This is a genomic window from Halococcoides cellulosivorans (assembly GCF_003058365.1).
GTDB lineage: Archaea > Halobacteriota > Halobacteria > Halobacteriales > Haloarculaceae > Halococcoides > Halococcoides cellulosivorans.
Window position 1 is genome coordinate 1,609,820 of sequence record NZ_CP028858.1, and the last position, 21,797, is coordinate 1,631,616.

At 65.2% G+C, this 21,797-nt stretch carries 24 protein-coding genes; 12 read left to right on the top strand and 12 right to left on the bottom strand.

The annotated features are described in order from the left end of the window. Positions 1-37: 37 nt before the first annotated feature. From HARCEL1_RS07930 to HARCEL1_RS07940, 3 genes are all read left to right on the top strand, one after another. Positions 38-556, top strand: coding sequence for a hypothetical protein (locus HARCEL1_RS07930; protein WP_159077061.1), 519 nt, complete (start codon positions 38-40; stop codon positions 554-556). 92 nt (positions 557-648) lie between these two features. Continuing rightward, the gene (gene ilvD, locus HARCEL1_RS07935) at positions 649-2,364 is read left to right on the top strand and encodes a dihydroxy-acid dehydratase (RefSeq protein ID WP_108382119.1); all 1,716 of its coding nucleotides are present in this window, start codon (positions 649-651) and stop codon (positions 2,362-2,364) included. A gap of 150 nt (positions 2,365-2,514) precedes the next feature. Then, positions 2,515-3,276 (top strand): competence/damage-inducible protein A, encoded by a 762-nt coding sequence (locus tag HARCEL1_RS07940; RefSeq protein ID WP_108382121.1) that lies wholly within the window; start codon positions 2,515-2,517, stop codon positions 3,274-3,276. Between the two features lie 12 nt (positions 3,277-3,288). Here the strand turns inward: HARCEL1_RS07940 and HARCEL1_RS07945 are convergent, their stop codons facing one another. From HARCEL1_RS07945 to HARCEL1_RS07970, 6 genes are all read right to left on the bottom strand, one after another. Continuing rightward, positions 3,289-4,254 (bottom strand): patatin-like phospholipase family protein, encoded by a 966-nt coding sequence (locus tag HARCEL1_RS07945; protein ID WP_108382124.1) that lies wholly within the window; start codon positions 4,252-4,254, stop codon positions 3,289-3,291. A 30-nt stretch (positions 4,255-4,284) separates the two neighbouring features. Then, positions 4,285-5,145, bottom strand: a complete 861-nt coding sequence (locus HARCEL1_RS07950) for an SDR family oxidoreductase (protein WP_108382127.1) — start codon at positions 5,143-5,145, stop codon at positions 4,285-4,287. A gap of 111 nt (positions 5,146-5,256) precedes the next feature. Then, a complete protein-coding gene (locus HARCEL1_RS07955) occupies positions 5,257-5,547 on the bottom strand; it encodes a hypothetical protein (protein ID WP_159077062.1) in 291 nt (96 codons plus the stop codon). Positions 5,548-5,717: 170 nt separating this feature from the next. Further along, positions 5,718-6,686, bottom strand: a complete 969-nt coding sequence (locus tag HARCEL1_RS07960; RefSeq protein WP_108382132.1) for a sulfite exporter TauE/SafE family protein — start codon at positions 6,684-6,686, stop codon at positions 5,718-5,720. After that, positions 6,686-7,246 carry a carboxymuconolactone decarboxylase family protein gene (locus tag HARCEL1_RS07965; protein WP_108382134.1) on the bottom strand — a complete coding sequence of 187 codons (561 nt, stop codon included), beginning with the start codon at positions 7,244-7,246 and terminating at the stop codon, positions 6,686-6,688. Before HARCEL1_RS07965 ends, HARCEL1_RS07960 begins: the two co-directional genes overlap by 1 nt. A gap of 176 nt (positions 7,247-7,422) precedes the next feature. Then, positions 7,423-8,079, bottom strand: a complete 657-nt coding sequence (locus HARCEL1_RS07970; protein WP_174182923.1) for an SOUL family heme-binding protein — start codon at positions 8,077-8,079, stop codon at positions 7,423-7,425. Between the two features lie 158 nt (positions 8,080-8,237). On the opposite strand from HARCEL1_RS07970, the gene HARCEL1_RS07975 reads away from it, so the two are divergent. From HARCEL1_RS07975 to HARCEL1_RS07985, 3 genes are all read left to right on the top strand, one after another. Beyond that, positions 8,238-8,429 (top strand): hypothetical protein, encoded by a 192-nt coding sequence (locus HARCEL1_RS07975; protein ID WP_108382138.1) that lies wholly within the window; start codon positions 8,238-8,240, stop codon positions 8,427-8,429. Positions 8,430-8,606: 177 nt separating this feature from the next. Continuing rightward, the gene (locus HARCEL1_RS07980) at positions 8,607-8,873 is read left to right on the top strand and encodes a helix-turn-helix domain-containing protein (protein ID WP_108382140.1); all 267 of its coding nucleotides are present in this window, start codon (positions 8,607-8,609) and stop codon (positions 8,871-8,873) included. Positions 8,874-8,911: 38 nt separating this feature from the next. Next, positions 8,912-9,517 (top strand): helix-turn-helix domain-containing protein, encoded by a 606-nt coding sequence (locus HARCEL1_RS07985; RefSeq protein ID WP_108382143.1) that lies wholly within the window; start codon positions 8,912-8,914, stop codon positions 9,515-9,517. 123 nt (positions 9,518-9,640) lie between these two features. Here HARCEL1_RS07985 and HARCEL1_RS07990 read toward each other — a convergent pair whose 3' ends face one another. Continuing rightward, positions 9,641-11,299: a methyl-accepting chemotaxis protein gene (locus HARCEL1_RS07990; protein WP_108382145.1), complete on the bottom strand. Its 1,659-nt coding sequence runs from the start codon at positions 11,297-11,299 to the stop codon at positions 9,641-9,643. A gap of 169 nt (positions 11,300-11,468) precedes the next feature. Then, on the bottom strand, positions 11,469-12,221 hold the full coding sequence (locus HARCEL1_RS07995) for a DICT sensory domain-containing protein (protein WP_108382148.1): 753 nt from the start codon (positions 12,219-12,221) through the stop codon (positions 11,469-11,471). Positions 12,222-12,306: 85 nt separating this feature from the next. Between HARCEL1_RS07995 and HARCEL1_RS08000 the strand changes: the two genes are divergently transcribed. The 5 genes from HARCEL1_RS08000 (at position 12,307) to HARCEL1_RS08020 (ending at position 15,864) form a co-directional block, all read left to right on the top strand. Further along, positions 12,307-13,035 (top strand): MBL fold metallo-hydrolase, encoded by a 729-nt coding sequence (locus HARCEL1_RS08000; RefSeq protein ID WP_108382150.1) that lies wholly within the window; start codon positions 12,307-12,309, stop codon positions 13,033-13,035. Positions 13,036-13,077: 42 nt separating this feature from the next. Next, positions 13,078-13,518, top strand: a complete 441-nt coding sequence (locus HARCEL1_RS08005) for a hypothetical protein (protein ID WP_108382153.1) — start codon at positions 13,078-13,080, stop codon at positions 13,516-13,518. A 74-nt stretch (positions 13,519-13,592) separates the two neighbouring features. Beyond that, positions 13,593-13,949: a DsrE family protein gene (locus HARCEL1_RS08010; protein WP_108382155.1), complete on the top strand. Its 357-nt coding sequence runs from the start codon at positions 13,593-13,595 to the stop codon at positions 13,947-13,949. 179 nt (positions 13,950-14,128) lie between these two features. Continuing rightward, positions 14,129-14,503, top strand: coding sequence for a winged helix-turn-helix transcriptional regulator (locus HARCEL1_RS08015; protein WP_108382157.1), 375 nt, complete (start codon positions 14,129-14,131; stop codon positions 14,501-14,503). Further along, a complete protein-coding gene (locus tag HARCEL1_RS08020) occupies positions 14,503-15,864 on the top strand; it encodes a dihydrolipoyl dehydrogenase family protein (RefSeq protein ID WP_108382159.1) in 1,362 nt (453 codons plus the stop codon). The genes HARCEL1_RS08015 and HARCEL1_RS08020 overlap by 1 nt, the downstream gene beginning before the upstream one ends. Before the next feature lie 6 nt (positions 15,865-15,870). On the opposite strand, the gene HARCEL1_RS08025 is transcribed toward HARCEL1_RS08020, so the two are convergent. The 4 genes from HARCEL1_RS08025 to HARCEL1_RS08040 form a co-directional block, all read right to left on the bottom strand. Then, positions 15,871-16,293 (bottom strand): GNAT family N-acetyltransferase, encoded by a 423-nt coding sequence (locus HARCEL1_RS08025; protein ID WP_108382162.1) that lies wholly within the window; start codon positions 16,291-16,293, stop codon positions 15,871-15,873. 43 nt (positions 16,294-16,336) lie between these two features. Then, positions 16,337-17,908: a TrkH family potassium uptake protein gene (locus tag HARCEL1_RS08030; RefSeq protein ID WP_108382164.1), complete on the bottom strand. Its 1,572-nt coding sequence runs from the start codon at positions 17,906-17,908 to the stop codon at positions 16,337-16,339. Between the two features lie 73 nt (positions 17,909-17,981). Beyond that, positions 17,982-19,316 carry a Trk system potassium transporter TrkA gene (gene trkA / locus HARCEL1_RS08035; RefSeq protein WP_108382167.1) on the bottom strand — a complete coding sequence of 445 codons (1,335 nt, stop codon included), beginning with the start codon at positions 19,314-19,316 and terminating at the stop codon, positions 17,982-17,984. Positions 19,317-19,429: 113 nt separating this feature from the next. Then, the gene (locus HARCEL1_RS08040) at positions 19,430-20,701 is read right to left on the bottom strand and encodes a glycoside hydrolase family 5 protein (protein ID WP_159077063.1); all 1,272 of its coding nucleotides are present in this window, start codon (positions 20,699-20,701) and stop codon (positions 19,430-19,432) included. Positions 20,702-21,161: 460 nt separating this feature from the next. Between HARCEL1_RS08040 and HARCEL1_RS13345 the strand changes: the two genes are divergently transcribed. After that, positions 21,162-21,605 (top strand): hypothetical protein, encoded by a 444-nt coding sequence (locus HARCEL1_RS13345; RefSeq protein WP_159077064.1) that lies wholly within the window; start codon positions 21,162-21,164, stop codon positions 21,603-21,605. Positions 21,606-21,797: the final 192 nt, after the last annotated feature.

Sequence of the window (21,797 nt, forward strand, 5' to 3'; positions counted from 1 at the left end):
AAAAAGGTTGAAATAGAGGGCGATCGATCGCACCAGCATGGGATTTTTCGGAGCTGTGTTCGGCAGACTGTTCGTCTCGCTCATCATGCTCCCGTTCAAGATCGGGCTGTCGATGCTCACCGCCGTCGGACTGGCAAGTCAATCCAGCCAGTCCACACAAACCGCACAGACGACAGAGCAACAGGGTGATGCGAACACCGAACAACTCGACATCAAATACGATTACGACCCGTATCGGGAGTTCTGGAACGACTCGCCCGCCGAGTTCGTCCTCGACGTCAGTGTCGAGGAGGGCCTCCCCGTATCGGTCGTGCTCTACGACGAGATGAACTTCCAGTACTACGCCGACGGGCACGAGGCAGAGTCCGCGGTGGTCGACGGCCAGGACCTCACTGGGTCGGCCAGCGCCGACGACCCACTCCAATGGGACCTGACCCTCCCCCGGGGCACCTGGTACGCCGTTTTCTATATCGATCCGGAGGCCCGCGAGGCCGTCGACGAAGACGAGACGCCGCGGTCGATCGTCGACCTCGACTGGTCGATCGACGTCGAGTGACTTCTCGACCGAACTGAGGCAGGTGGAAAAGCGATCGATCCCTCACCTGCCGGGGGAGGGTGTTTTAAGCGTCCGCGACGGGTGAATGCCATATGGTCGAACATTCAGACGGCGACGGCCTCCGCTCGTCGGAAGTCACCGAGGGCACAGACCGCGCGCCCCACCGCGCGATGTTTCGCGCGATGGGGTTCGACGACGAGGACCTCTCCGCGCCGATGATCGGCGTCGCCAACCCCGCGGCGGACGTCACGCCGTGTAACGTCCACCTCGACGAGGTGGGCGCAGAGACCGTCGACGCGATCGAGGCGTCGGGCGGGATGCCCATCGAGTTCGGGACGATCACGATTTCGGACGCGATCTCGATGGGCACAGAAGGCATGAAGGCGTCGCTGATCTCCCGAGAGGTCATCGCCGACTCGGTCGAACTCGTCGCCTTCGGCGAGTACGTCGACGGTCTGGTGACACTCGGCGGCTGTGACAAGAACATGCCCGGGATGATGATGGCGATGATTCGCGCCGATCTGCCGGGCGTGTTCCTCTACGGCGGGTCGATCAAGCCCGGTGAGCACGACGGGCGCGCGATCACGATCCAGAACGTATTCGAGGGCGTCGGATCGGTCGCCAGCGGCGACATGAGCGAAGACGAACTCGACGAGATGGAACGGCAGGCCTGCCCGGGCGCGGGGGCCTGCGGCGGCATGTTCACCGCCAACACGATGGCCTCGATCGCAGAGGCGCTGGGCTTCTCGCCGCTCGGTGCGGCCTCGGCCCCCGCCGAGGATCCAGAGCGCGACGCCGTCGCCCGCGAGGCCGGCGAACTCGCACTCGACGCGGTCGCTGACGGCCGCTCCCCGTCAGACTTTCTCACCCGCGAGAGCTTCGAGAATGCGATCGCACTCCAGGTCGCCATCGGCGGGTCGACCAACGCCGTGTTGCACCTGCTCGCACTCGCCGCCGAAGCGGGGATCGACCTGTCGATCGGCGACTTCGATACGATCTCCGATCGGACGCCGAAGATCGCGAACTTCCAGCCCGGTGGCGAGCGCGTGATGAACGACCTCCACGAGGTCGGTGGCGTCCCGGTCGTGCTCGGGGCGCTGCGCGATGCGGACCTGCTCCACGCCGAGGCGCTCACCGTCACCGGCGAGACGCTCGGCGAGGCCCTCGATCGGATCGACCCGCCCGCGATCGAATCGCTCGACGCCGACTACCTCCGTCCGGTCGACGATCCGTTCCGCACGACCGGTGCGATCACGATCCTGGAGGGGTCGCTCGCGCCCGAGGGCTCGGTCCTGAAGGTCACCGCCAGCGATGTCGATACGGTCCACGAGGGCCCCGCACGCGTGTTCGAGCACGAAGAGAACGCGATGCAGTACGTCCAGGACGACCGCGTCGAATCGGGCGACGTCATCGTCATCCGCAACGAAGGCCCACGCGGCGGTCCGGGCATGCGCGAGATGCTCGGCGTCACCAGCGCCGTCGCGGGCCAGGGCCACGCCGACGACGTGGCGCTGATCACCGACGGCCGTTTTTCGGGCGCGACCCGTGGGCTCTCGATCGGTCACGTCGCGCCCGAGGCGGCGGTCGGCGGCCCGATCGGCCTGCTCGAAGACGGGGACATCGTCACCGTCGACGTGGGCGAGCGCCGTCTCGATCTCGACGTGAGCGAGGCGGAACTGGAGCGTCGCCGCGAAGCCTTCGAACCGCCCGCCCAGCAGTACGAGGGCGGCGTCCTCCGGAAGTACGGCGACCTGTTCGATTCGGCGGCCAACGGCGCGGTGACCAATCCCGGCGCGAAATCCGAATGAGTGGGACGTCGATCCCGATCGAGACCGGGGCGTGGAGTGACGAAGAGGCGGACCGCGCCAAAGACCGGGTTCGCGAATCACGTGCCCAGTGGCCCCGCTGACCGGTTTGGACGGCAACGTTGAGGGGCGTGGCGGCCCGAGTGAGTGGCGATGGAGGTCGCCATCCTCACCGTCGGCGAGGAACTGCTGGCCGGCGACACGACGAACACGAACGCCACCTGGCTCGCCGAGCAGGTGACCGATCGGGGCGTCGAGGTCCGTCGCATTCTGACGATCCCGGACGAGCGAGACCTGATCGCCGACAGCGTTCGGGCCTATCACGAGGCCTTCGACGCCGTGATCGTCACCGGCGGGATCGGCGGGACACCCGACGACGTGACGATGGCCGCGGTCGCCGACGCCTTCGACCGCGAGATGGCCGTCAGCGAAGTTTCCCTGCGCGAGGTCGAAGATCGCCTCGCAGACATCGGTGATTCGGTCCCGGAACTCGACATCGACCCCGAGGCAGAGGCATCGATCCCGGCGGGTGCGACGCCACTCTCGAACCCCGCGGGGCTCGCCCCTGGCTGTCGGATCGAGTCGGTGTCCGTCCTGCCGGGGATTCCCGGCGAGATGCGAGCGATGTTCGAGGAGATTGCCGACGACTTTTCGGGCGAGGTCGCCTCGCGACTCCTCTACACCGTCGAACCCGAGGCGAACGTGACCGACGCACTGGCCGCGGCGCGCGATCGGTTCGACGTGCGGGTCGGCTGTTATCCCGACCGCGATCGGCGACACAACCGGATCAAACTCAGTGGGGTCGATGCGGACGCTCTCGACGCGGCGAGCGAGTGGCTGCTCGATACCATCGACGCGAGCGAATCGCCCGTCGCCCGTGACTGGGACCCCGGGGACGACCCCGGCCGATCCTGAGCGATCGAGCGGTCACCGCCCGTCGAGGAACTCGCCACACCGCTCGCGCCCGAGTGCCTGCAACTCGTCGAGAAAGTCGGGATCGCGATCGATCTTCGACGACGCACCGAACCGTTTCCCCATCGCGATACGGTGGATTGCCGTCTTCGAGAACTCCTCGGGCGGCAATCGGCCATCCTCGATCCACTCGTTGACCTGCTCGACGAAGCGGAGTTCCTGGTTCATCGAGATGTTGCCCGACAGTTCGTTGCGCCGGTCGGCGATTTCCTCGACAGTTTTCGGTTCGCCCTCGAAGGTCTGGGGGTTGACCTGAACGATCCAGAGTTCCTCGGGCTTGCGTGCCGGTGGCTGGCCCATCAGGTCGTCGATCGGCGGGTTCTGGCTGAAGAGGGCGTCCCAGTGATAGTGGCCGTGGATCTCGACGGCCTGGAACGCGTTCGGGACCGCGGCGGAGGCGAGCACCGCCTCGACGGTCACCGCCTCGTCGACGAACGTCTCGAAGACGCCCGCGTTGACGTCGACCGTGCCGACGACGAGTTCGGGAGCCTCGCGCGTGCAGAACGCCTCGATCTCGTCGAAGTCGACGTGGGTCTCCAGGACCTCACGGATGCGGGTCTTGCCGATCTCCTCGCCTGGGACATCGTAGGGGCTCACCTCCGGGAGCGGCACCCCGGCGGCATGGAGCGCGTTGAGCTGTTTGAGCCAGCCGTTCAGCAGGCGATCGCCGAACTCCGTCGCGGCGAGATCGTTCCAGATCGCATCGACCAGTTCGGCGGCCCGATCGGGCCCCTCGCTGACGAACCCGTACCACGCCGCGAGCGCGTTGAACGCGCCGCCCGACGCGCCGCTGATGCCGACGAGTTCGAACTCGTCGTCCCAGTCGCACTCTCTGAACAGTTCTTCGAGCACGCCCGCGGTGTAGGCCGTGTGGCTCCCGCCGCCCTGGCAGGCGATCGCCACGCGTGTCGGATCACTCATCGATGCCTCACCGCGAGTCCGTCGGTGCGCTCACGCATAGGTGTGGGTGTACCCACCGTCGAACAGGAGGTCCGCGCCGTTGAGGTGGCCGGCGTGCGAGGAGAAGCCGAACACGAACAGGTTCGCGACTTCGGCGGGCGTCATCATCGCTTTCGTGCGGGCCTGGCCGAGCATCACGTCCTCGACAACCGCCTGCTCGCTAATCCCGCGTTCGGCGGCAGTATCCTGAATCTGATCGACCATCAGCGGCGTCAGGACGTAGCCCACCGACACCGAAAAGCCACGCAGGGTGCCCTCGCCCTCGGCGGCGATCGCCCGCGTCAGCCCGGTGATCCCGTGTTTCGCAGTGATGTAAGCTGGCTTCGCTTGCGTCGCGTACTGGCCGTGAATCGAGGACATGTTCGCGATCGCACCGACGCCGTCCGCGGTCGCCTGGATGTGTGGGATCGCCTTCTTCGCGGTATAGAAGGGCGCACGAAGCATGATGTCGGTCAACAGGTCGTATTTGTCCATCGGGAATGCCGCGATGGGCGCGATGTGTTGCATCCCCGCGATGTTCGCGACGTAGCGCAGATCGCCCTCGTCGGCGGCGGCCGCGACGACCGCGTCCACGTCGCTGTCGTCGGTCAGATCCGTCTCGACCGGGTGATACGGGCCGGGCAGGTCGAAATCGTCGATCGTCGCGGCAGTATCCGCGAGGCCGTCGCCGTCGATGTCGGCCCCGACGACGGTGAGTCCGTTCGCGGCGAGCGCGACGGCGGTCGCCTGGCCGATCCCCGACGCGGCGCCCGTGACGAGCGCGACGCTGTCTGCGTCGAAGTGGAGGTCGTCGAGGACGAGGAGGTCCTCTGGAGTCAGTTCCGGAGCGGTCAGATCGAAGTCGTCACTCATACACACCGACCTGCGGCCGCTCCACGGAAAACGCTAGGTCACCTCAGAGTTACCGGGGCGTCAGTTCGAACTGGTCGAGAGCCGTCCATCTATCAGCGGTTCGACCAGCGTTCAATCGTCGTCATCCTGGTCGTCGGGAATGCGACGGATCGATTTCCTCCAGTTGTGTTTGGCCATGGATCCAGGAGAGGCGAACCGATCGTCCACGATACCGTCACCGGTTCCGAGACGGTCGTGGTCCCACCAGATGGGGTTGCGCCAGAGACCGACGAGGATCACGAGCAGTATCGATCCGAACAAAATGACGACGAGCAGGTCGGAGATCGAGTGTATTCGATCGAGTTCGAAAACGAACTGCGGGATCACGGCCAGAAACGGCAAAATGGTGACGAGGTATAGCAATATTCGAGCGGCACCTTTCGGACATCGAACCATGCTAACTCAGTTTTTGCGTGGACCGCAGAAAAGATATCGGACGAGAGCGACGGAGAGTCACCACCCATCGCCAGGCGACCGCAGGGCGAGTGACCATTCGAGCGCAGCGGTCCATTCACACCGACCGGACGTCCGACTCAGGCGAGCAGTTCGACCCCGAGCACGAGCGCACCGACCAGGCCGAAGACGACGCCCAGCCCGATCTCCATCAGATCGCTCGGGACGTACTTCCCGACGCGCGTGCCGATCGTGCCACCGACGATGACGCCCGGGATCGACCACGCGACGACGTACCACACCGGTGTCGCCGACAGCGCGTGGACGAGCGCGCCCGCGCCGGCGGCGATCCCCAGCGTGAACACGCTGGTCGCGACGGCGACCCGCGGCGGGAGGCGACACCGGACGATCAACTGGGTCGTGACGATCTCGGGCAGGCCCGCGCTGATCAGGCCGGTGATGAACCCGCCGATCGTCGCTAAGGAGAGCCCCGGCGGGCGCCAGCAGGTGTCGTAGGTGAACGTCTCGCCGTCGGCGGCCTGGATCGTGGTCGTGCCCCGACCCGAATTTTTCGCCTCCAGGAACGGGCCCTCACACTCGCCCTGTTCGCAGTCCTCCGGCGGGTCGTAGTAGACGAGAAACGCCCCGAGCAGTACGAGTCCCGCCCCGAAGAGGAGTTTGAGCAGGGTCGGGTCGACCGCGTGGGCGAGCAGGGCCCCGACGACCGTCGCGGGCACCGCCCCGACGAGCAGCCACGTCGCGGTGTCGTAATCGACGACGCCCTGTTTGACGTACGAGCGAAGCCCGTTGCCCATACCGAAGACTTCGGTCAGCAGGCCCGCCCCGATCGCCTGCGCGGGCGAGAGGCCGACCGCGAGCATGAAAAACGGGCTGAAAAAGAGCGCCCCCGAGACGCCCGCCGCGAGCGCGATCGTCGAGAACACGGTCGCGGCGGGGAACACCCACCAGTGCGCGAGAAACTGGGCGGTCGGAAACGCCGCGAGCGCGTCCGCGCCGAGCGACGGCGTCGCTCCCGAGACCGCGACCATGCCCGCCGACGCGGTGATCGCGCCGGCGAGGAAGACGCGCGGGCGAACGGGGACGTCCATCACTCTCCGAAGAACTCGTCGATGCGTTCGTCCGAGGGCGTCCAGCCGACGAAGTCGCCGCCCTCGAAGGGCAGATCGACCGACGCGACGTAGTGACACAGGCCGACGTAGAAATCGACGAGCAGGCCGATCGCGACGATATCGCCGGGATCGTACACCGCCGCGAGCGCGTCGTGAATCTGATCGGTGACCGATCCCTCGGCAACCGCGCGGGCGTACTGGAGCAGGACGTACTCTGCGTCGGGAAACACCGAGAGGTCGTCGCCGCCGATCGCACGCATGTCGACGGTGTCGACGCCCTTCGGACGCGCGATGTCGACGTGTTGGTGCCACTCGTATTCGGCCCGATGTGTGCGGGCGACGGTGAGGATGACGAGTTCTTTCGTGCGGGGCGTCAGTTGGTCGTAGAGGGTATTCAAATACTCCAGCGTGGCTTCGAGGATCTCGGGGTTGTGCGCCCACACGCGGAAGATATGGCGATCACCGAGGTAGTCGTCGGTGAACAGATAGTGATACGTGTCAGGGATCTCGTCGATGTCGAGCAGGTCGAGTCGAGTCACGCTCGATCAGTCGGCTGGACAGAATAAAACTGCACCTGAGGAGCGGGTAACCGGGGGGAGGGCAGGGCCGATCAGACTGCCGTGGCGGCTCCAGTCGACGGATTCTCAGCAGCAGTGACCCAGCATCAAGATGGCGTCGCGGGGTGGCCGGCCCGACAGCTGCTGACGGTCTCGGATTAGCCTCGAATCTCGATCGGTGAGCCCTCGTCGGCGACGTCGATCGCCACCTCGTTCCGCCGCATGAACGGTGGGGTCCACGGATCGTTGTACCGGAGGAGCGAATAGTCACTGCGAGCATCGATCCCCTCGCGATCGAGCGTCGCGCGAAGCTTTCGAGCGTGCCGCCGGACCCGCCAGTCCGGGGCGTACCAGGAAAACTGGTCCACGGCGACCGTCTTCGGTGGTTCGACCACGAGTCGTACGTTCGAATCGGTCGGTACCGGGGCCGTGTCGGGGCCGTACTCCGGCGGAAGGTAAAACGCCATCCGAACGCCATCGCCAGACTCGTCGGCCGACGCCGACCGAACGGGAGCGGTCATCGAAATCGAGGTGCCACCCTCCGTTTCGACCGGTGCCGTCATCGATATCGACTCGTCGCCCTGATTCGCGCCAGAAATGTAGTCGAACAGGCGGCGAAATGCGGCTCGCTGATTCGGAGCCGTCGTTTCGACGAGGACCGTCTCTGGGTACTCCCGCAGTTCGACGCCGTCGATCGTCTCACGGTGCTCGTAGGGGATCGATTCCGCCGTTCTCGATGAGTAGAGTCCCCAACCGATCCAGCCTGCCAACGCCACTGTACCACCGACAACCAATGCCTTGATAGCAACCCTCATACGGAACCTTCGTCTCCCAGAAAAATGAATGGACTGGCCCCCAAGAACGCCGTCCAGCCACGTCGTTCGATCGCATCGGTCGCCCGTCGTCGGGGGGTCGGCGGCAGTCGAGGGGTGTGGACTCAACGTTTTTCGTGCGCGGGACCGTCATCTCGGCTATGCTCCGATCGGTGCTCTCGCGACTCCCGTTCGTGCAGGGGGCGGATCAGGAGGCCAGCGACGACGATTCGGCGGGGTATCTGCCCTCGCAGCTCGACGCGTCAGTCCTGTTCGCCCACGGCCTCGGCACCGAGGAGGTCGAAGCGGCCGAGTCCAGGGCCGAAGAACTCGAAGCCGTCCACGATCGATGAGGGGGTGCCGATCGCGACCGTCCGGCCGGGTTTCGCTGAGGTAATTCCGTTTCACCCACCTCAACAGCGCATTAATCGGTGGAACCACTTGGTAGGTGTACGCGACTCGGGCGACCGAGTGTGATCCCAATGGTCGAGATACCGATCCTCGGCGGACGACTCTGATCGCCCACTCCAATGGACGACCCCAACTGCCCGGTCCTGGCCGCCGCCGTCGCTCGCTACGATCGTACGGACCGACCGGTCTCGGTGGCAGCCATCGGGACAATCCTGGATCGGGATCCAGAGGAGATCGCCGGCCGCATCGATCGACTCCGTGCGTGTGAACTGCTCGCCCGTGAGGGCGACGGGGACCGCTATCGACCGACAGTGACCGGGCGAGAGTTTCTGGCGCTCGACGTGGAGTGTGGCCCGATCGTCGTCGACCCCGACGACTGCCGATAGCGAGAACGCCTATACTGTCGGCCCACGAGGATCGAGGCATGCCCGACGAATCTCGTGATGCCCTCCAGTCGTCACCGACCGCCGGCGACGACCTCTCCGACCGCCCGTACGCGATCTACCGGTGTCAGGACTGTGCGAACGTCGTCCTCTCGATGCAGGACTGCGAGGGCGGGATGACCTGTCACGACGAGCCGATGGAACGGGTCCGGGAGCCGTCGATGGAGATCCAGCCGCCCGATCTCCGGGAGGTGCTGCTCGACGCGTTCGGCCTGCCGCGGGCGGGTTTGGACATCTGTCTGTGTGTCGTCGGGGAGGGTCCGCTCTCGCCGGCGGAGGTCGCCGCCGAACTCGACTACGACGAGAGCACGATCCGGAGCTATCTGAACGAACTCGTGGATCTGGGCCTGCTCCAGAAATCCCAACTCAACCGCGAATCGGGTGGGTTCGTCAACGTCTATCACTCGGTCGATCTCGACGCGATGCGCGAGGACACCCTGATCGGCTTTTACGTCTGGGCGGGCGAGGCCGCCGCGCTCATCGAGGAGGCGAATTTGACGAAAGCCGATTATCTCGACGCCGACCACGAGGCGGGCCTCGAAACCGTGTTCTGGGAGGAGTTCGCGGGCGATCGCGAAGAGTCCTGACGGCGTCGTCGACGGCCCCGCTCACTCGATACAGCAACTCATCGTCGAGATGTCCCGATCGAAGGCCTGACAGGCGCGCTCGAATGACTCGGAGATGTGGCGTGAGTGATCTGCCCTGGACGCTCAGACGTCGACGTCGTCGAGGTCGTCGAGATCGGCCGACTCGTCGCTGTCGACTTTGAACAACGCCACCCGGTCGTGAAGTCGGTCGCTCATCACCGCGAGTTCCTGAGCGTTGGCCGCGACCTCCTCCATCGCGGTCGCCTGCTCGTCGACCCCGCCAGAGATCTGCTGGATCGACGCCGTGATCTCCTCGCTCATCCCCGCGGTGTCTTCGATGGCCGCGTTGACCACTTCGGTGTTTTCGGCTTGAGATTCGACGGCGTCGGAGATCTCGCCGACGCCCTGACTGGTCTCCCCGATTCGCTCGTCGATCGTCTCCAGTCGGTCGGCCAGGTCATCGACCTCGTCGGCCCCCTGTTCGACTTCGTCGTTGGCGTCCTCGATGCTCTCGACGAGATCACTGGTCTGGTGCTGGACGCTCTCGATGATCGTGACGATCTCGTCGGCCGAGTCCTGGGACTGCTCGGCCAGCGATTTGACCTCCTCTGCCACGACAGCGAACCCATCGCCGGCGTCGCCCGCGCGGGCGGCCTCGATGTTCGCGTTGAGCGCGAGGATGTTCGTCTGATCTGCGATATCCGCGATGATGTCGATGATGTCTCCGACCTCTGCCATCGAGTCCTCCAGCGAGTCGATACGCTCAGCGACCGTCGAGGTCGCAGTCGTCGCGTCCCGGATCTGTTCGACCGTGACGCTCGCGTCGTCGACGCTCGTCTCCGCGATGTCGGCCACCGACTCGGACTGGGCGTCGATCTCCTGGAGCGTCGCGGTGATCTCCTCGATCGACGCCGAGAGGTCGTCGACGGTCTCGCTAGCCCGCTGGGACTGGTCGGCCAGATCGTCCGCCCCACTGGCCAGTTCGGTCGACCCCGCGTCGATCTGCTGGATCGACGCCGTCACCTCCTCGCTGTTCGCGCTGAGCGACTCGCTCGTCGAACTCAGGTCGTCGGCACTCTCGATCGACGCCCCCACGACCGACCGGATGTTGTCGGTCGCTCGACCGATGTGATCGTTGAACGTGAGGAACTCCTCGTAGACGGCCTGGGCCTCCGCGTAGTCCTCGGCGGGTTCTGGCACCGTCGGGTCGATCGTCAGATCGCCCGCCGCGAGACGCTCGAACGTGCCCTGGAGATCGTCCAGAACGTCACGCTGGTACGTTTCCAGGAACTGCGTTTTCTCGCGCTGGCGGCGGTGTTCGGTCACCTCTGCGTCGACGAGCATCGCGCCCGTCACCGTGCCCGTCTCGTCGGAGAGTTGCGTCACCGTCCGTTCGAGGGGCGTCTCGGTGTCGCCCACGAGCACCGTCTCTGCGCGCTGCTGGATGTCCTCGCCGCGCGCGAGCGCCTCGGAGACGATGTCGCTCGCCTCGCTGCCCTCGGCTTGCAGGTCGTGGGGAGCGTCACCGACGGCCTCCGCCTCGGTGGTGTCGTACAGTTCGAGTGCCCGATCGTTGACATGAGTGATCCGACCGTCCTCGTCGACCACCAGCGTCGGTTCCTGGAGGCCGTCCAGAATGCTCCGGACGAGGGCCTGGGCGGGATCCCCCCGCTCGTCGCCCGGATCCGAGTCGACGGACTGTGTCGGGTCTCGGTCCTCCGAGACGTCATTCCACGCGACCGACTCCCGACTCTGCTCGGCAGGCGAGTCGTGCTGTGCCATAGCAGCACTACAGCAGAATAAATCATAATTATGTTGTTCATATTATCAATACAAAGTTCCGACGAGCGACGTGACTGCTTCAACGGTGGGATTCACTCAGACCCATCACATCGGAGCGATCCATTCGGGGTGAGGCGACCCGTTTCGAACCGGCCGGGACGAGAACAGATTACGGCCGGGAACGAGACTGGCGTTCGGGATCGAAACTGTAGGCGGTTTCGAGTCGATCGAGGATGCGATCCACGATCACACCGTCGTAGGTCCACACCCCGTAGAACTGCCCCGGTCGGCGTTCTTCAGCGAGGAGTGCGGACTTCTGGGTCGGATTGCCGCCGCCGTCGAACACCACGAACCATGTTTGGGCGATCTCGTCGGCTTCGGTCGTGTGCACGGTGCCGGCCCCCAGTTCCGGCACCACTCCATCGGGGACGCCGTAGGTGTGCACGGTCAGACCACGCTCGGAGAGATCGCGGTAGATCGACGCCTGCCGGGCCATCAGTGAGGTTCGCTGGAAGCCAGCGTGAATGGTCCCACGACCGACCCGACGAGCGCGATCCTCGATCTCCCGGGACGTGGCGAGCATCTGAGTGCGATCGTAGGCCGTGAACGTCGTCTCCTTGAGCGGTTCGAGAATCGGTTCGAACGCGGCGTCGGCGGCCCCGAGGCCACCGCCAGACGGCCCCTCCTCGACGAGGTCCCGGAGCCGATCGACGGTGACGATCGCGCGCACCCCATCACGATCACTGAGGACGGCGACGTTGGCGGGCCGACCCGACGCCGTCCGCGCCGTCCGAACCCTGACGTTCTGGGTCTCGAAAAAGTCCTCCAGTCGCTCGTCGATCCGACTCGCATCCGGGAGGTTGAACAACACCAGTTGTTTTTCCATCGATTCGACGTAGTCGACGATCTCCCGGAGTCGCATCCACGACCCTACGGGACGGATCGGGTTAACGACTGTCCCGGGATCGGGAGTCAAGACTCTTCTGTGGGCTCCCCGTCGTCCGTGCATGCGCGTGACACTGCTCGGCACGGGCGCGGCGTTGCCCGCGGGCGACCGGTATCAGGCGAGCGTCCTCGTCGAGGGCGAGGATCGGGAGCCACTGCTCGTCGACTGTGGCGCGGGCACGCTCCATCGCCTGGTCCAGGCCGGCTGTGCGGTGAGCGACGTCGAGACGATCCTCCTGACTCATCACCACCTCGATCACGTCGCAGACCTGCCCTCCCTGTTGAAGGCACGCTGGCTCGACGGGTCGCCCACCGCCCGAATCGTCGGGCCACCGGGGACGAAGGCGTACCTCACGGAGTTTCTCGCGATCGACGAGATTCCCGAGCGCGTCGATCTGAGGATCGACGAGCGCGAGGGCACCACGTTCGACCTCGCGGGCTATTCGATCCAGACTGCGCAGACGACCCACTCTCAGGCAGGCTTCGCCTATCGGATCGACGACGCACTGACGATCAGCGGCGACACCGAGGCCACCGACGCCATCGCCGCGCTTGCCGAGGGATCCAGCGTCCTCGTTCAGGACTGTGCGTTTCACGACGACCGCGAGAGCCACGGGACGCCCGTCGGGATCGCTCGCGCGTACGCCGACCTCGACGTCGATCGCATCTATCTGACCCACCTCTACCCCGAGACGGCCGCTCGCGCGGCGTCGATCCGATCGGAGATCGATGGGGCCGTCGACGCGACGGTCCACGTCGGCAGCGACCTGGAGACGGTTACGATCGGGTAAGCTGTCGGGGAGAGCTTTCCGTGGGGCGTTCGATGAGCCGGTATGGTCTCGAACACACGACTGTACGGTGCGGCGATCGCCTTTGCTTCGGGTGGGTACTCGCTGTGGAGTGCGAGCACGGCGGCGTCGATGAGCGCGAGTGCGTGGATCATGGTCGTCCTCGGCACGATCGTTCTCGTTCACGGCGCCGTCTTGCTCACGCCCGCCTCGACCCGACTCGGCCGGGCGAGCGGCCCGCTCATGATCGGGTATGCGGCGATCATGCTGTTCAATCAGGCGCTGCTCGGCACGGGTATGATGGGTGGCAGCGACGACATGACCGACGGGATGGGGATGAACGGCGGCATGGGCGACACCGCGGCGTCGACGATGGGCTGGGACCCTGGCATGGTCGCACTCGCGGCGTTGATGCTCGCGAGCGGGCTGATCATGACGCGCGATGTCGTCGACAGCGGAATGGGCGAGTCCGACGGCGGGATGTAGGTCGGCTTTCCCGAGTGTGACGACGTTACCCGACCGTGCGGGAACGATTTTGGGCGCCCCGGCGTCGCCCCGGTATGGCACGCGCAGCGATCGTCGTCCTCGCCGGCACCGACACGCACGCCGACACGGGTCGGCTGGTGAACGCCCTCGAAACCGCTCGTGAGTTCGCTGAGACCGACGGCGACGAGGGCCTCCTGATCTTCGACGGGGCCGGCACGCAGTGGATCGCGGAACTGACCGACCCCGACAACGAGTATCACGACCTGTATCGGAGCGTCCGCGACGAGGCCGCCGTGTGTGAGTACTGTGCGGGCGCGTTCGGCGTCACCGAATCGGTCGCGGACGCCGGTCTCGACACGCTCGACGACCACGACGGCCATCCCAGCATTCGGTCGCTCGTCGAGGAGGGCTACGAAGTCATCACGTTCTGAGGACGCAGTCATCACGTTCTGAGGACGCAGTCATCACGTTCTGAGGAGATCGCACGATCGGTCCCGAGCGGTGCCGTCCCCGCGCTGGATCGACAACCCCATATTTAAATTTTCGGTGATCCGGGGACCGACCGGCCGGCAGAGCTACACTAAGTGGCCGAGACGACCTGGGCAAGAGTATGCGTTCGAACCTCCAGCGACCGGCGGTCGAGACCGACCGGCGGTCCCAGCCACGGTTCGTCGATCCGAGCGCGGCGTTCGAGACGATCCAGACGATCACCGGCCGGAAGTGGCACCTCCGGATCGTCTATCACCTCCTCGACGAGCCGAAAGGCTTCAGCGACCTGAAGAGCGCTCTCGACGGCGTCTCCGGAAAGATGCTCTCCGAGAGCCTCTCGACACTCGATCGGGAGGGCCTGGTGAATCGGACCGTCGTCAGCGACCAGCCAGTGCGTGTCGAGTACGCCCTCACCGAGCGCGGAGCGGCGCTCGAACCAGCGTTGGACGACCTGATCGACTGGACGGAGACGTACGGGCCACGGGAGGACGCCTGATGTACGACGTGCTCGTGATCGGCGGCGGGACCGGGAACACCGTCGCCGCGGCGGCCGCCGACGCGGGCCTCGACACGGCGTTGATCGAGAAGGGCCCGCTCGGCGGGACCTGTCTCAACCGCGGCTGTAACCCCTCGAAGATGTTCATCCAGGCCGCGGTAGCCGCCGAGCAGGTCCGCGAGGCCGATCGCTTCTACCACGACGCCACGCTCGACGAGACGGACTTCGAGGCGATCGTTACAAATATCGACGACACGCTGTCGGGCATCGCCGAGGGCATGGAATCGGACTATCGCGAGAAAGCGACTCTCACGATGTACCGCGAAGAGGCGACGTTCGTCGAGGAGCGCACGGTCGCCGTCGGGGACGATCGGGTCAGCGCCGACCGGGTCGTCGTCGCGGCAGGGAGTCGACCGGTCGTCCCGCCGATCGACGGCATCGAGACGGTCGACGCCCTCACGAGTCGCGAGGCCCTGTCTCTCGACGCCCAACCCGAGAGCCTGGTGATCGTCGGCGGCGGGTACATCGCCGTCGAGTTGGGCTATGCGTTCGAGACCCTCGGGACCGACGTCTCGATCGTCGAAAGCGGCGAGACCCTGCTGGGACGGGAAGACCCCGAGGTCAGCGAGGCATTCACCGCGATCGCTCGCGACCGCCACGACATCCACACCGGCTATCGCGCGACGCGGGTCGAACCGGACGGCGAGGGGGTTCGCGTCCACGCGGAATCGACCGACGGCGATCGCGTCTCGATCGAGGGCGAGGAGGTCCTGATCGCCGCCGGGCGACGGCCGAACACCGACACGCTCGATGTGGCCGCCGCGGGGATCGCGACCACGGATCGGGGCTTCGTCGAGACCGACGATCAGTTGCGCGCGAGTGCCGACGGCGTCTGGGCGCAAGGCGACATCGCGGGCAACGCGATGTTCAAACACTCGGGCGATTACGAGACCCAGATCACGATCGACAACGTCGTCCACGACGCCGGCCGCTCGATCGACCTCTCGGCGCTGCCCCACGCTCTCTTCACTGAGCCACAGATCGCGGGTGTCGGCGCGACCGAGGCGGAGTTACGGCAGGCCGACCGGGCGTACCGCGTCGGCCGGCAGTCGCTGCCGGCGACGCCGATGGGCCGGGCGAAAAAGCTGGAGTACGGGTTCGTGAAGGTGCTCGCCGCTCCGGACGGCACGATTCTGGGCTGTCACATGCTCGGCAGAGAGGTCTCGACGATGATCCACGAGGTGCTCGTCGCGATGCGATCGGGGTCGGGCACCGTCGCGGACGTGACGAACACGATCCACGCCCACCCGACGCTGAACAAGGCCGTCCAGTACGCCTTCGAAGACGTCGACACGCGCTGAACGCTACTATAGCGATTTCTCGACGACGTACCCCCACCGCTCGAAGTCGAGGTGGTCGTAGAAAGCCTGACTGTCGGTCGCGTCCAGCGGTGAGGCCAGACCCAATCGCTCGAATCCCCGCTCGTCCGCCCAGGATTCGACGTACGCGACGAGTGCCGACCCGTGGCCCTCGCCGCGCCGGTCGGGATCGACGACGAGGCTGTACAGCCAGGCCATGCGTTCGTGGTGGAGTTCGGTCATCACCGTCACGCCCGCGACGCCGACGAGGTCAGCGTCGACGAACCGCCCGAACAGGCGATACGAATCGACGCTCGTCCAGGATCGGATCTCACGTGGCTCGGCGTCGGTCCAGAGCTCACCGAGCAGGTCGATCGCCGCCTCGCGCTCATCGTCTCGAATCCGCCTGATCGACGCGTGATCGTCGTCCATGGCCACGATCGGGCGTCGGCCGCGAGGCCCGTCAGGCTATCGCTCAGGGCGATCGGTCGAGCCCGCCGATAAACAGCGCGAGCACGGGCACGATCTCCAGGCGACCGAGCCACATGAACAGGATCATCACGAGTTTGGAGGTCTCCGGGAGGAATAGATAGCTGCCGAACGGCCCGATCCGCCCGAACCCCGGCCCGATGTTGCCCAGCGTCGCGAGCGCACCACTCGTGGCTTCGAGGATCGTCAAATCGATGCCGACCCGGGCGGCGTCGAGGGCGAAAAACACCGATCCGAGCCCGAACAGCACGAAATACAGCACCGTGAAGGTGAGAATCGCCCGGACGGTCCGCTCTTCGACGACCGACCCCGCGAGTCGAACCGGGACGACCGCTCGGGGGTGCGCGGCCGTGAACAGTTCTCGCCGGATGGCCTTGCCGACGACGAGCCAGCGGACGACCTTGATCCCCCCGCCGGTCGATCCGGCCGACCCGCCGACGAACATCGCAAAGAGGAGGACGATCCTGACGTGGGCGTCCCACTGCGCGAAGTTCGATGTGGCGAAGCCCGTCGAGTTGAGGAGTGAGGCGATCTGGAAGGCGGCCTGCCGGAGGGCGTTGCCCGGGCGGCCGGCAGTCGCGCCACCGATTTCGAGGGCGGGCGCGCCACCACCGAGGAGGAGGCCGAAGACGACGGCGACGAACACGGCGATCGCGCCGGTATAGACCTTGAACTCGGTGTTGTCGAGCAACACCTGGAACTCACCACGGACGGCGTGCCAGAACAGCGCGAAGTTGACCCCCGCGACGACCATGAAGGGGATGACGACCCATTGAACGACCGCCGCGAACGCCCCGATGCTGTCGGCTTTCGGTGAGAACCCGCCGGTCGGGAGCGTCGAGAAGCCGTGCGCGAGCGCCTGATAGAGCGTCATCTCCGGGGCGAGACCGGTGACGCCGATCCCCCAGAGGATCGCCACGAGAAGGAGGGTAAAGCCCGCATACAGGAGCCAGAGGACCCTGGCCGTCTGGGCGATCTTCGGGGTGAGCTTCTGGAGTTCCGGGCCGGGCGCTTCCGATTCCATCAGTTCCGCACCGTTGACCGCGAGTTCGGGCAAGATGGCGATCATGAGGACGATGATCCCCATGCCGCCGAGCCACTGGAGTTGCTGTCGCCAGATGAGGAGTGCGTGGGAGTGCTGTTCGAACCCAATCGTGCCCAGGACGGTCGCGCCGGTCGTCGTCACGCCACTCATCGACTCGAACAGCGCGTTCACGATCGACTCGATCGCTGCGCCCGGTGAGGCCAGGGAGAGTCCGACCGTCGATTCGGTGCCGATCCCGGCGATGAGAAACGGGATCGCCCCACAGATCGCGGCGGCGAGCCAGACCGTCGCGACGAGGACGAGCGCCTCGCGCGGGCCGATGTCGGGGTCGGGATCGATCCGTTCGAGCGCGACCCCGATCACCGCGGTCGCCGCCATCGCGAGGACGAACGTCGCGATGTCCGCACGGTAGACGATGGCGACGGCGAGCGGGACGACCATCGTGGCCGAGAGGTACTTCACGACCGTCCCGACCAGGCCGACGCTCGCCCGCCAGTCGACGTGCCAGGTCACGAGGGGGACACTCCCTGCTGCATATGCTGGCCGAACGCCGCGACGGCCTTGAACCCCCCGTCAGCGACCCGGCTCAGATGCGGTCAGCGATCGCGTCTACAGCGTCGGTGGCGACGAAGAAGACGACGTGATCGCCAGCGCGAAACACCGTCTCGCCGCGGGGGGTGACGAGCTCACCCGCTCGTGCGATCGCCCCGATGACGACGGCCTCGGGGAACCCATCGACCGCCGCCTGGACAGTCTCACCGACGAGTGGACTGTCCGCCTGGAGAGTCCGTTCGAGGACTTCGCCGCGGTCGTTTTCGATCATCGCGACGTTGTCCGGACGGCCCTCACGGGTGAACCGAACGATCTCCTCGGCCGCCTCCTCGCGTGGGTCGATCGCCACGTCGACGCCGACCGTCTCGAACAGATCGGCGTACGCGGGCGTCTCGACGATCGCGACCGTCCGCTCGACGCCGACGGTCTCAGCGAGCAAGGAGACGAGCAGGTTCTTCTCGTCGCTCCCCAGACAGGTTACGACGAGATCGGCGTCCCCGACGTGTTCGTTGTCGAGGAAGGTCCGGTCGGTCCCGTCGCCCTCGACGACGACGGTCTTCGAGAGCGCTTCGGCCAGTTCGCGCGCCCGGCCCGGATCGCTCTCGACGAGGCGCGGACGGTAGCCTTCCTGTTCGATGAGGCGGGCGGTCTGGACGCCGACGCTGCTACCGCCGAGGATCACGATGTCGGTCGCCGGTTCGTCGCCCCCGGTCGTCACGTCCGCGGCGAACGCCCGAATCGAGTCCGGACTGCCGATGACGACGACGCGATCGTCAGCCTGGAACCGGTCGGTCCCCGTCACGATGACGAAATCGTCGCCACGGAAGATCGCCCCGACGGTCATCGAGTCGTACTGGTCGGCCTCCTCGACGCTACAGCCGACGAGTGGGCTGTCGGCAGGAATCTCGAACTCCGCCATGCGGATGAGTCCACTCGCGAACGTGTCGACGTCCACCGCGCCCGGAAGTCCGGAGATCCGGAAGATGGCCTCGGCGGTGAGCAGGTCGGTACTAACCATGAAATCGACGCCGTAGGCGGCCTCGGACTCCTGCCAGGTATAGAGGAGCGACGGGCGTTTCACCCGGGCGACGGTGAACGCGTCGGTGGCCGTCCGGGCCGTCCCGCAGACGACGATGTTGACCTCGTCGGCGTCCGTCGCGGCGATGACGAGATCCGCGTCGTCGATGCCGGCTTCCCGAAGCGTGGCGATGTCGGTCCCGTCGCCCTGGATCGCGAGGACGTCCAGCGAGTAGGTCAGATCGTCCACGCGGTCTGGGTCCTGTTCGACGATCACGACGTGGTGGTCGGGGGCGAGGTTTTCGGCGACGGCGGTCCCGACCTCGCCGGCCCCGACGATCACGACGCGCACGAATCGGCCCCCCGAGCGTTCGATCGAGTCACACCGGGAGGTGGCCGAACGGACCCTTGAGTGTTTCCCAGTCGGAGTGTCTCAAATGTGCTCGGATCGACCAGCCCGTCCGATCAGGAGTGGTCGTCGACCGTCCGCTCGGCGGCGACCTGTGGGGCCCCGTCGGACCGACGCTCCGCGAGCCAGGCTTTGACGAACGCGCCTTCCTCCCGAAGCGTCCACGCGCCAGTGTTCTCGCCCGTTTCCGCCGTCTCACCGGCCTCGTCGGTCGCGTCGGCCTCACCCACGAGATCTGGGACGGGCCCGTCGTAGGGCTCGCCGATCGAGTCCGCCGCCTCCGCGTCGACGAACGCGCGGTCGAACAGCGCCGGGCGCCAGACGGGGTCCGCACACCACGCCATCCAGTGGATCGCATCGTTCGCGTCGGCCCACTCGCGGAACGGTGCAGCGAACTCGGCGGTCGAGGCGCGGAACAGATCCAGATCGTCCTCGACCTGCCAGCCGAACTCGGTGACGAACAGTGGCACCTCGCTCGCGACGCCCGCCGTGCCCTGGGCGTCGGGGCCGACCCCCGCCCAGTCGGCCTCGCGGCTGACCTCGTGGCCCGCGTAGATGTGGTACGTGTAGGCCAGATTCTCGCCGTCGAAGCGCTCGACGTAGACCCCCTCGGGGCTCTGGGACCACGTCGGCGACCCGATCAGGGTGGGGGTCTCGGGGGCGTGCTCGCGGATGGTATCCACCCACGGCTGGGCGACGGCTTTCCAGTTCCACCAGAGTTCGGCGGCCGCACCCTCCTCGCGGGGATCGGCGCGCATCCCCGGCTCGGTCGGTTCGTTGTACACCTCGTAGAACACGTGGGTCCGGTCGGCGTACCGCGGCGCGACGGTCTCCCAGAACAGCGTGACCTCCTCCGCGAGCGCGGGGTCGTCCCAGCGCTGCGTGCGATCCTCGGTGTGCCAGTGGCGATGGAAATCCACGATGCAGTAGACGCCGTTTTCCTCGCAGCGATCGACGACGGGGTCGAGATGCTCTGCGAGATACTCCTCGAGTTGCTCGCGGGTGAACGCGGGGGGTTCGGGCGGGCCAGCCTTCCAGCCCGGCGGGTGTTCACCGACGTCGACCGGTTGGACGGGCACGCGGATCACACGTGGGTGCCAGCCGTGCGCGCCGCCGGTGAGATACTCGACGGTCTCGATGGCGTCCTTGCCGCGAGCGGCGGCCGTCCGGTTCAGCCGCTTCGGGTCGGCGACGTTCAGCCCGCGCAGCGTCACCTGGGAGCCCGACGGGTCGACGAGGCGATTGCCCTCGACGTGGAGTCTCGGGGTCGGGATGCCGGGCGAGTGCGAGCGGGTGGGGCGGTCGTCAGGGTGATTGGAGGGCGTCACGCGCTCGTTTTGTCGACGATATCGTGTAAGGCGCTCGCCGAGGGAACAAGATTTGAGATTCGGGGGTGGAGCGGGGGTAATATTATGCCTGCGACGATGGTCGTTGCTGGTGAACGATATCGTGGTTCCTGAAATTGGCGAGTAGATGATCACTCATGCTCGGAATAGGGAGCATCGTCTCGGTCAGGCCGGTTTCGTCACGCTGATCTGGAGCGACGCGTTCGTGCGCACGGAGTGGGGCAACAGAATCTACAACGGTATATCGACGCGAGCCACCAATCGTAGCCAGGCAGCCACTATAAATACCATATTAAATGCACATCATATAACCACTAGAATTTAAGCCACATAGAGAGACACAATACCCATGGGAGATAAATATACAAGCAAGGCAAAAATGAAGATAGGGAAAATAATAGCAGCAAACACCATTCGAAGCGATTAAAAGTGGATAAATTTAATGCAGTATTTATATGAGAATAATAGAAAAATAATTTTCGATTATGAGGACGGGAGACCAGTGTGGCCAAAAGATGAAGAGATTAATTGGGACTTGGAAATTACTGATGAAGAGATTAAACAAGAATTCGTATCATTACAACAATCAAACCTAATAGACCGAAAATACCCCGACAATAATGGCGAATACAAAGACGAGAGACCAAATAATAGTCCAGGAACCGTAAAGTTTGAGCTTACTCAAAAAGGTATAGAAATAGCGCACCAGCATAACCAATCAGAATTGAATGTGTTTAGCGATATGACAATATTGCTTCTGACGGTCGGATTATTAACCACAAATATTGCAAGTATCGTGACTACCGAATGGGTCGAAGCGACAATAATTATTGTAACCTTATTGGGCGTACTAATCGGACTTGTTATAATAACTTCTATAACATAGAATCCTACATCCTCTCGTTATATGTGGATATAGACTTCATCCAACAACGGCCCGATTACCACCCTGCACAGTCAATTTGCAGCTGTCGTTGTTCCCCACCGGCGCATCAATCCCCAGTACAACTCGCTCGATGAATCGCTGCCTGACCCAGTGGAAAGCGTGATCGTCTCGCCCGCTGGGGCGCTCCCCGGC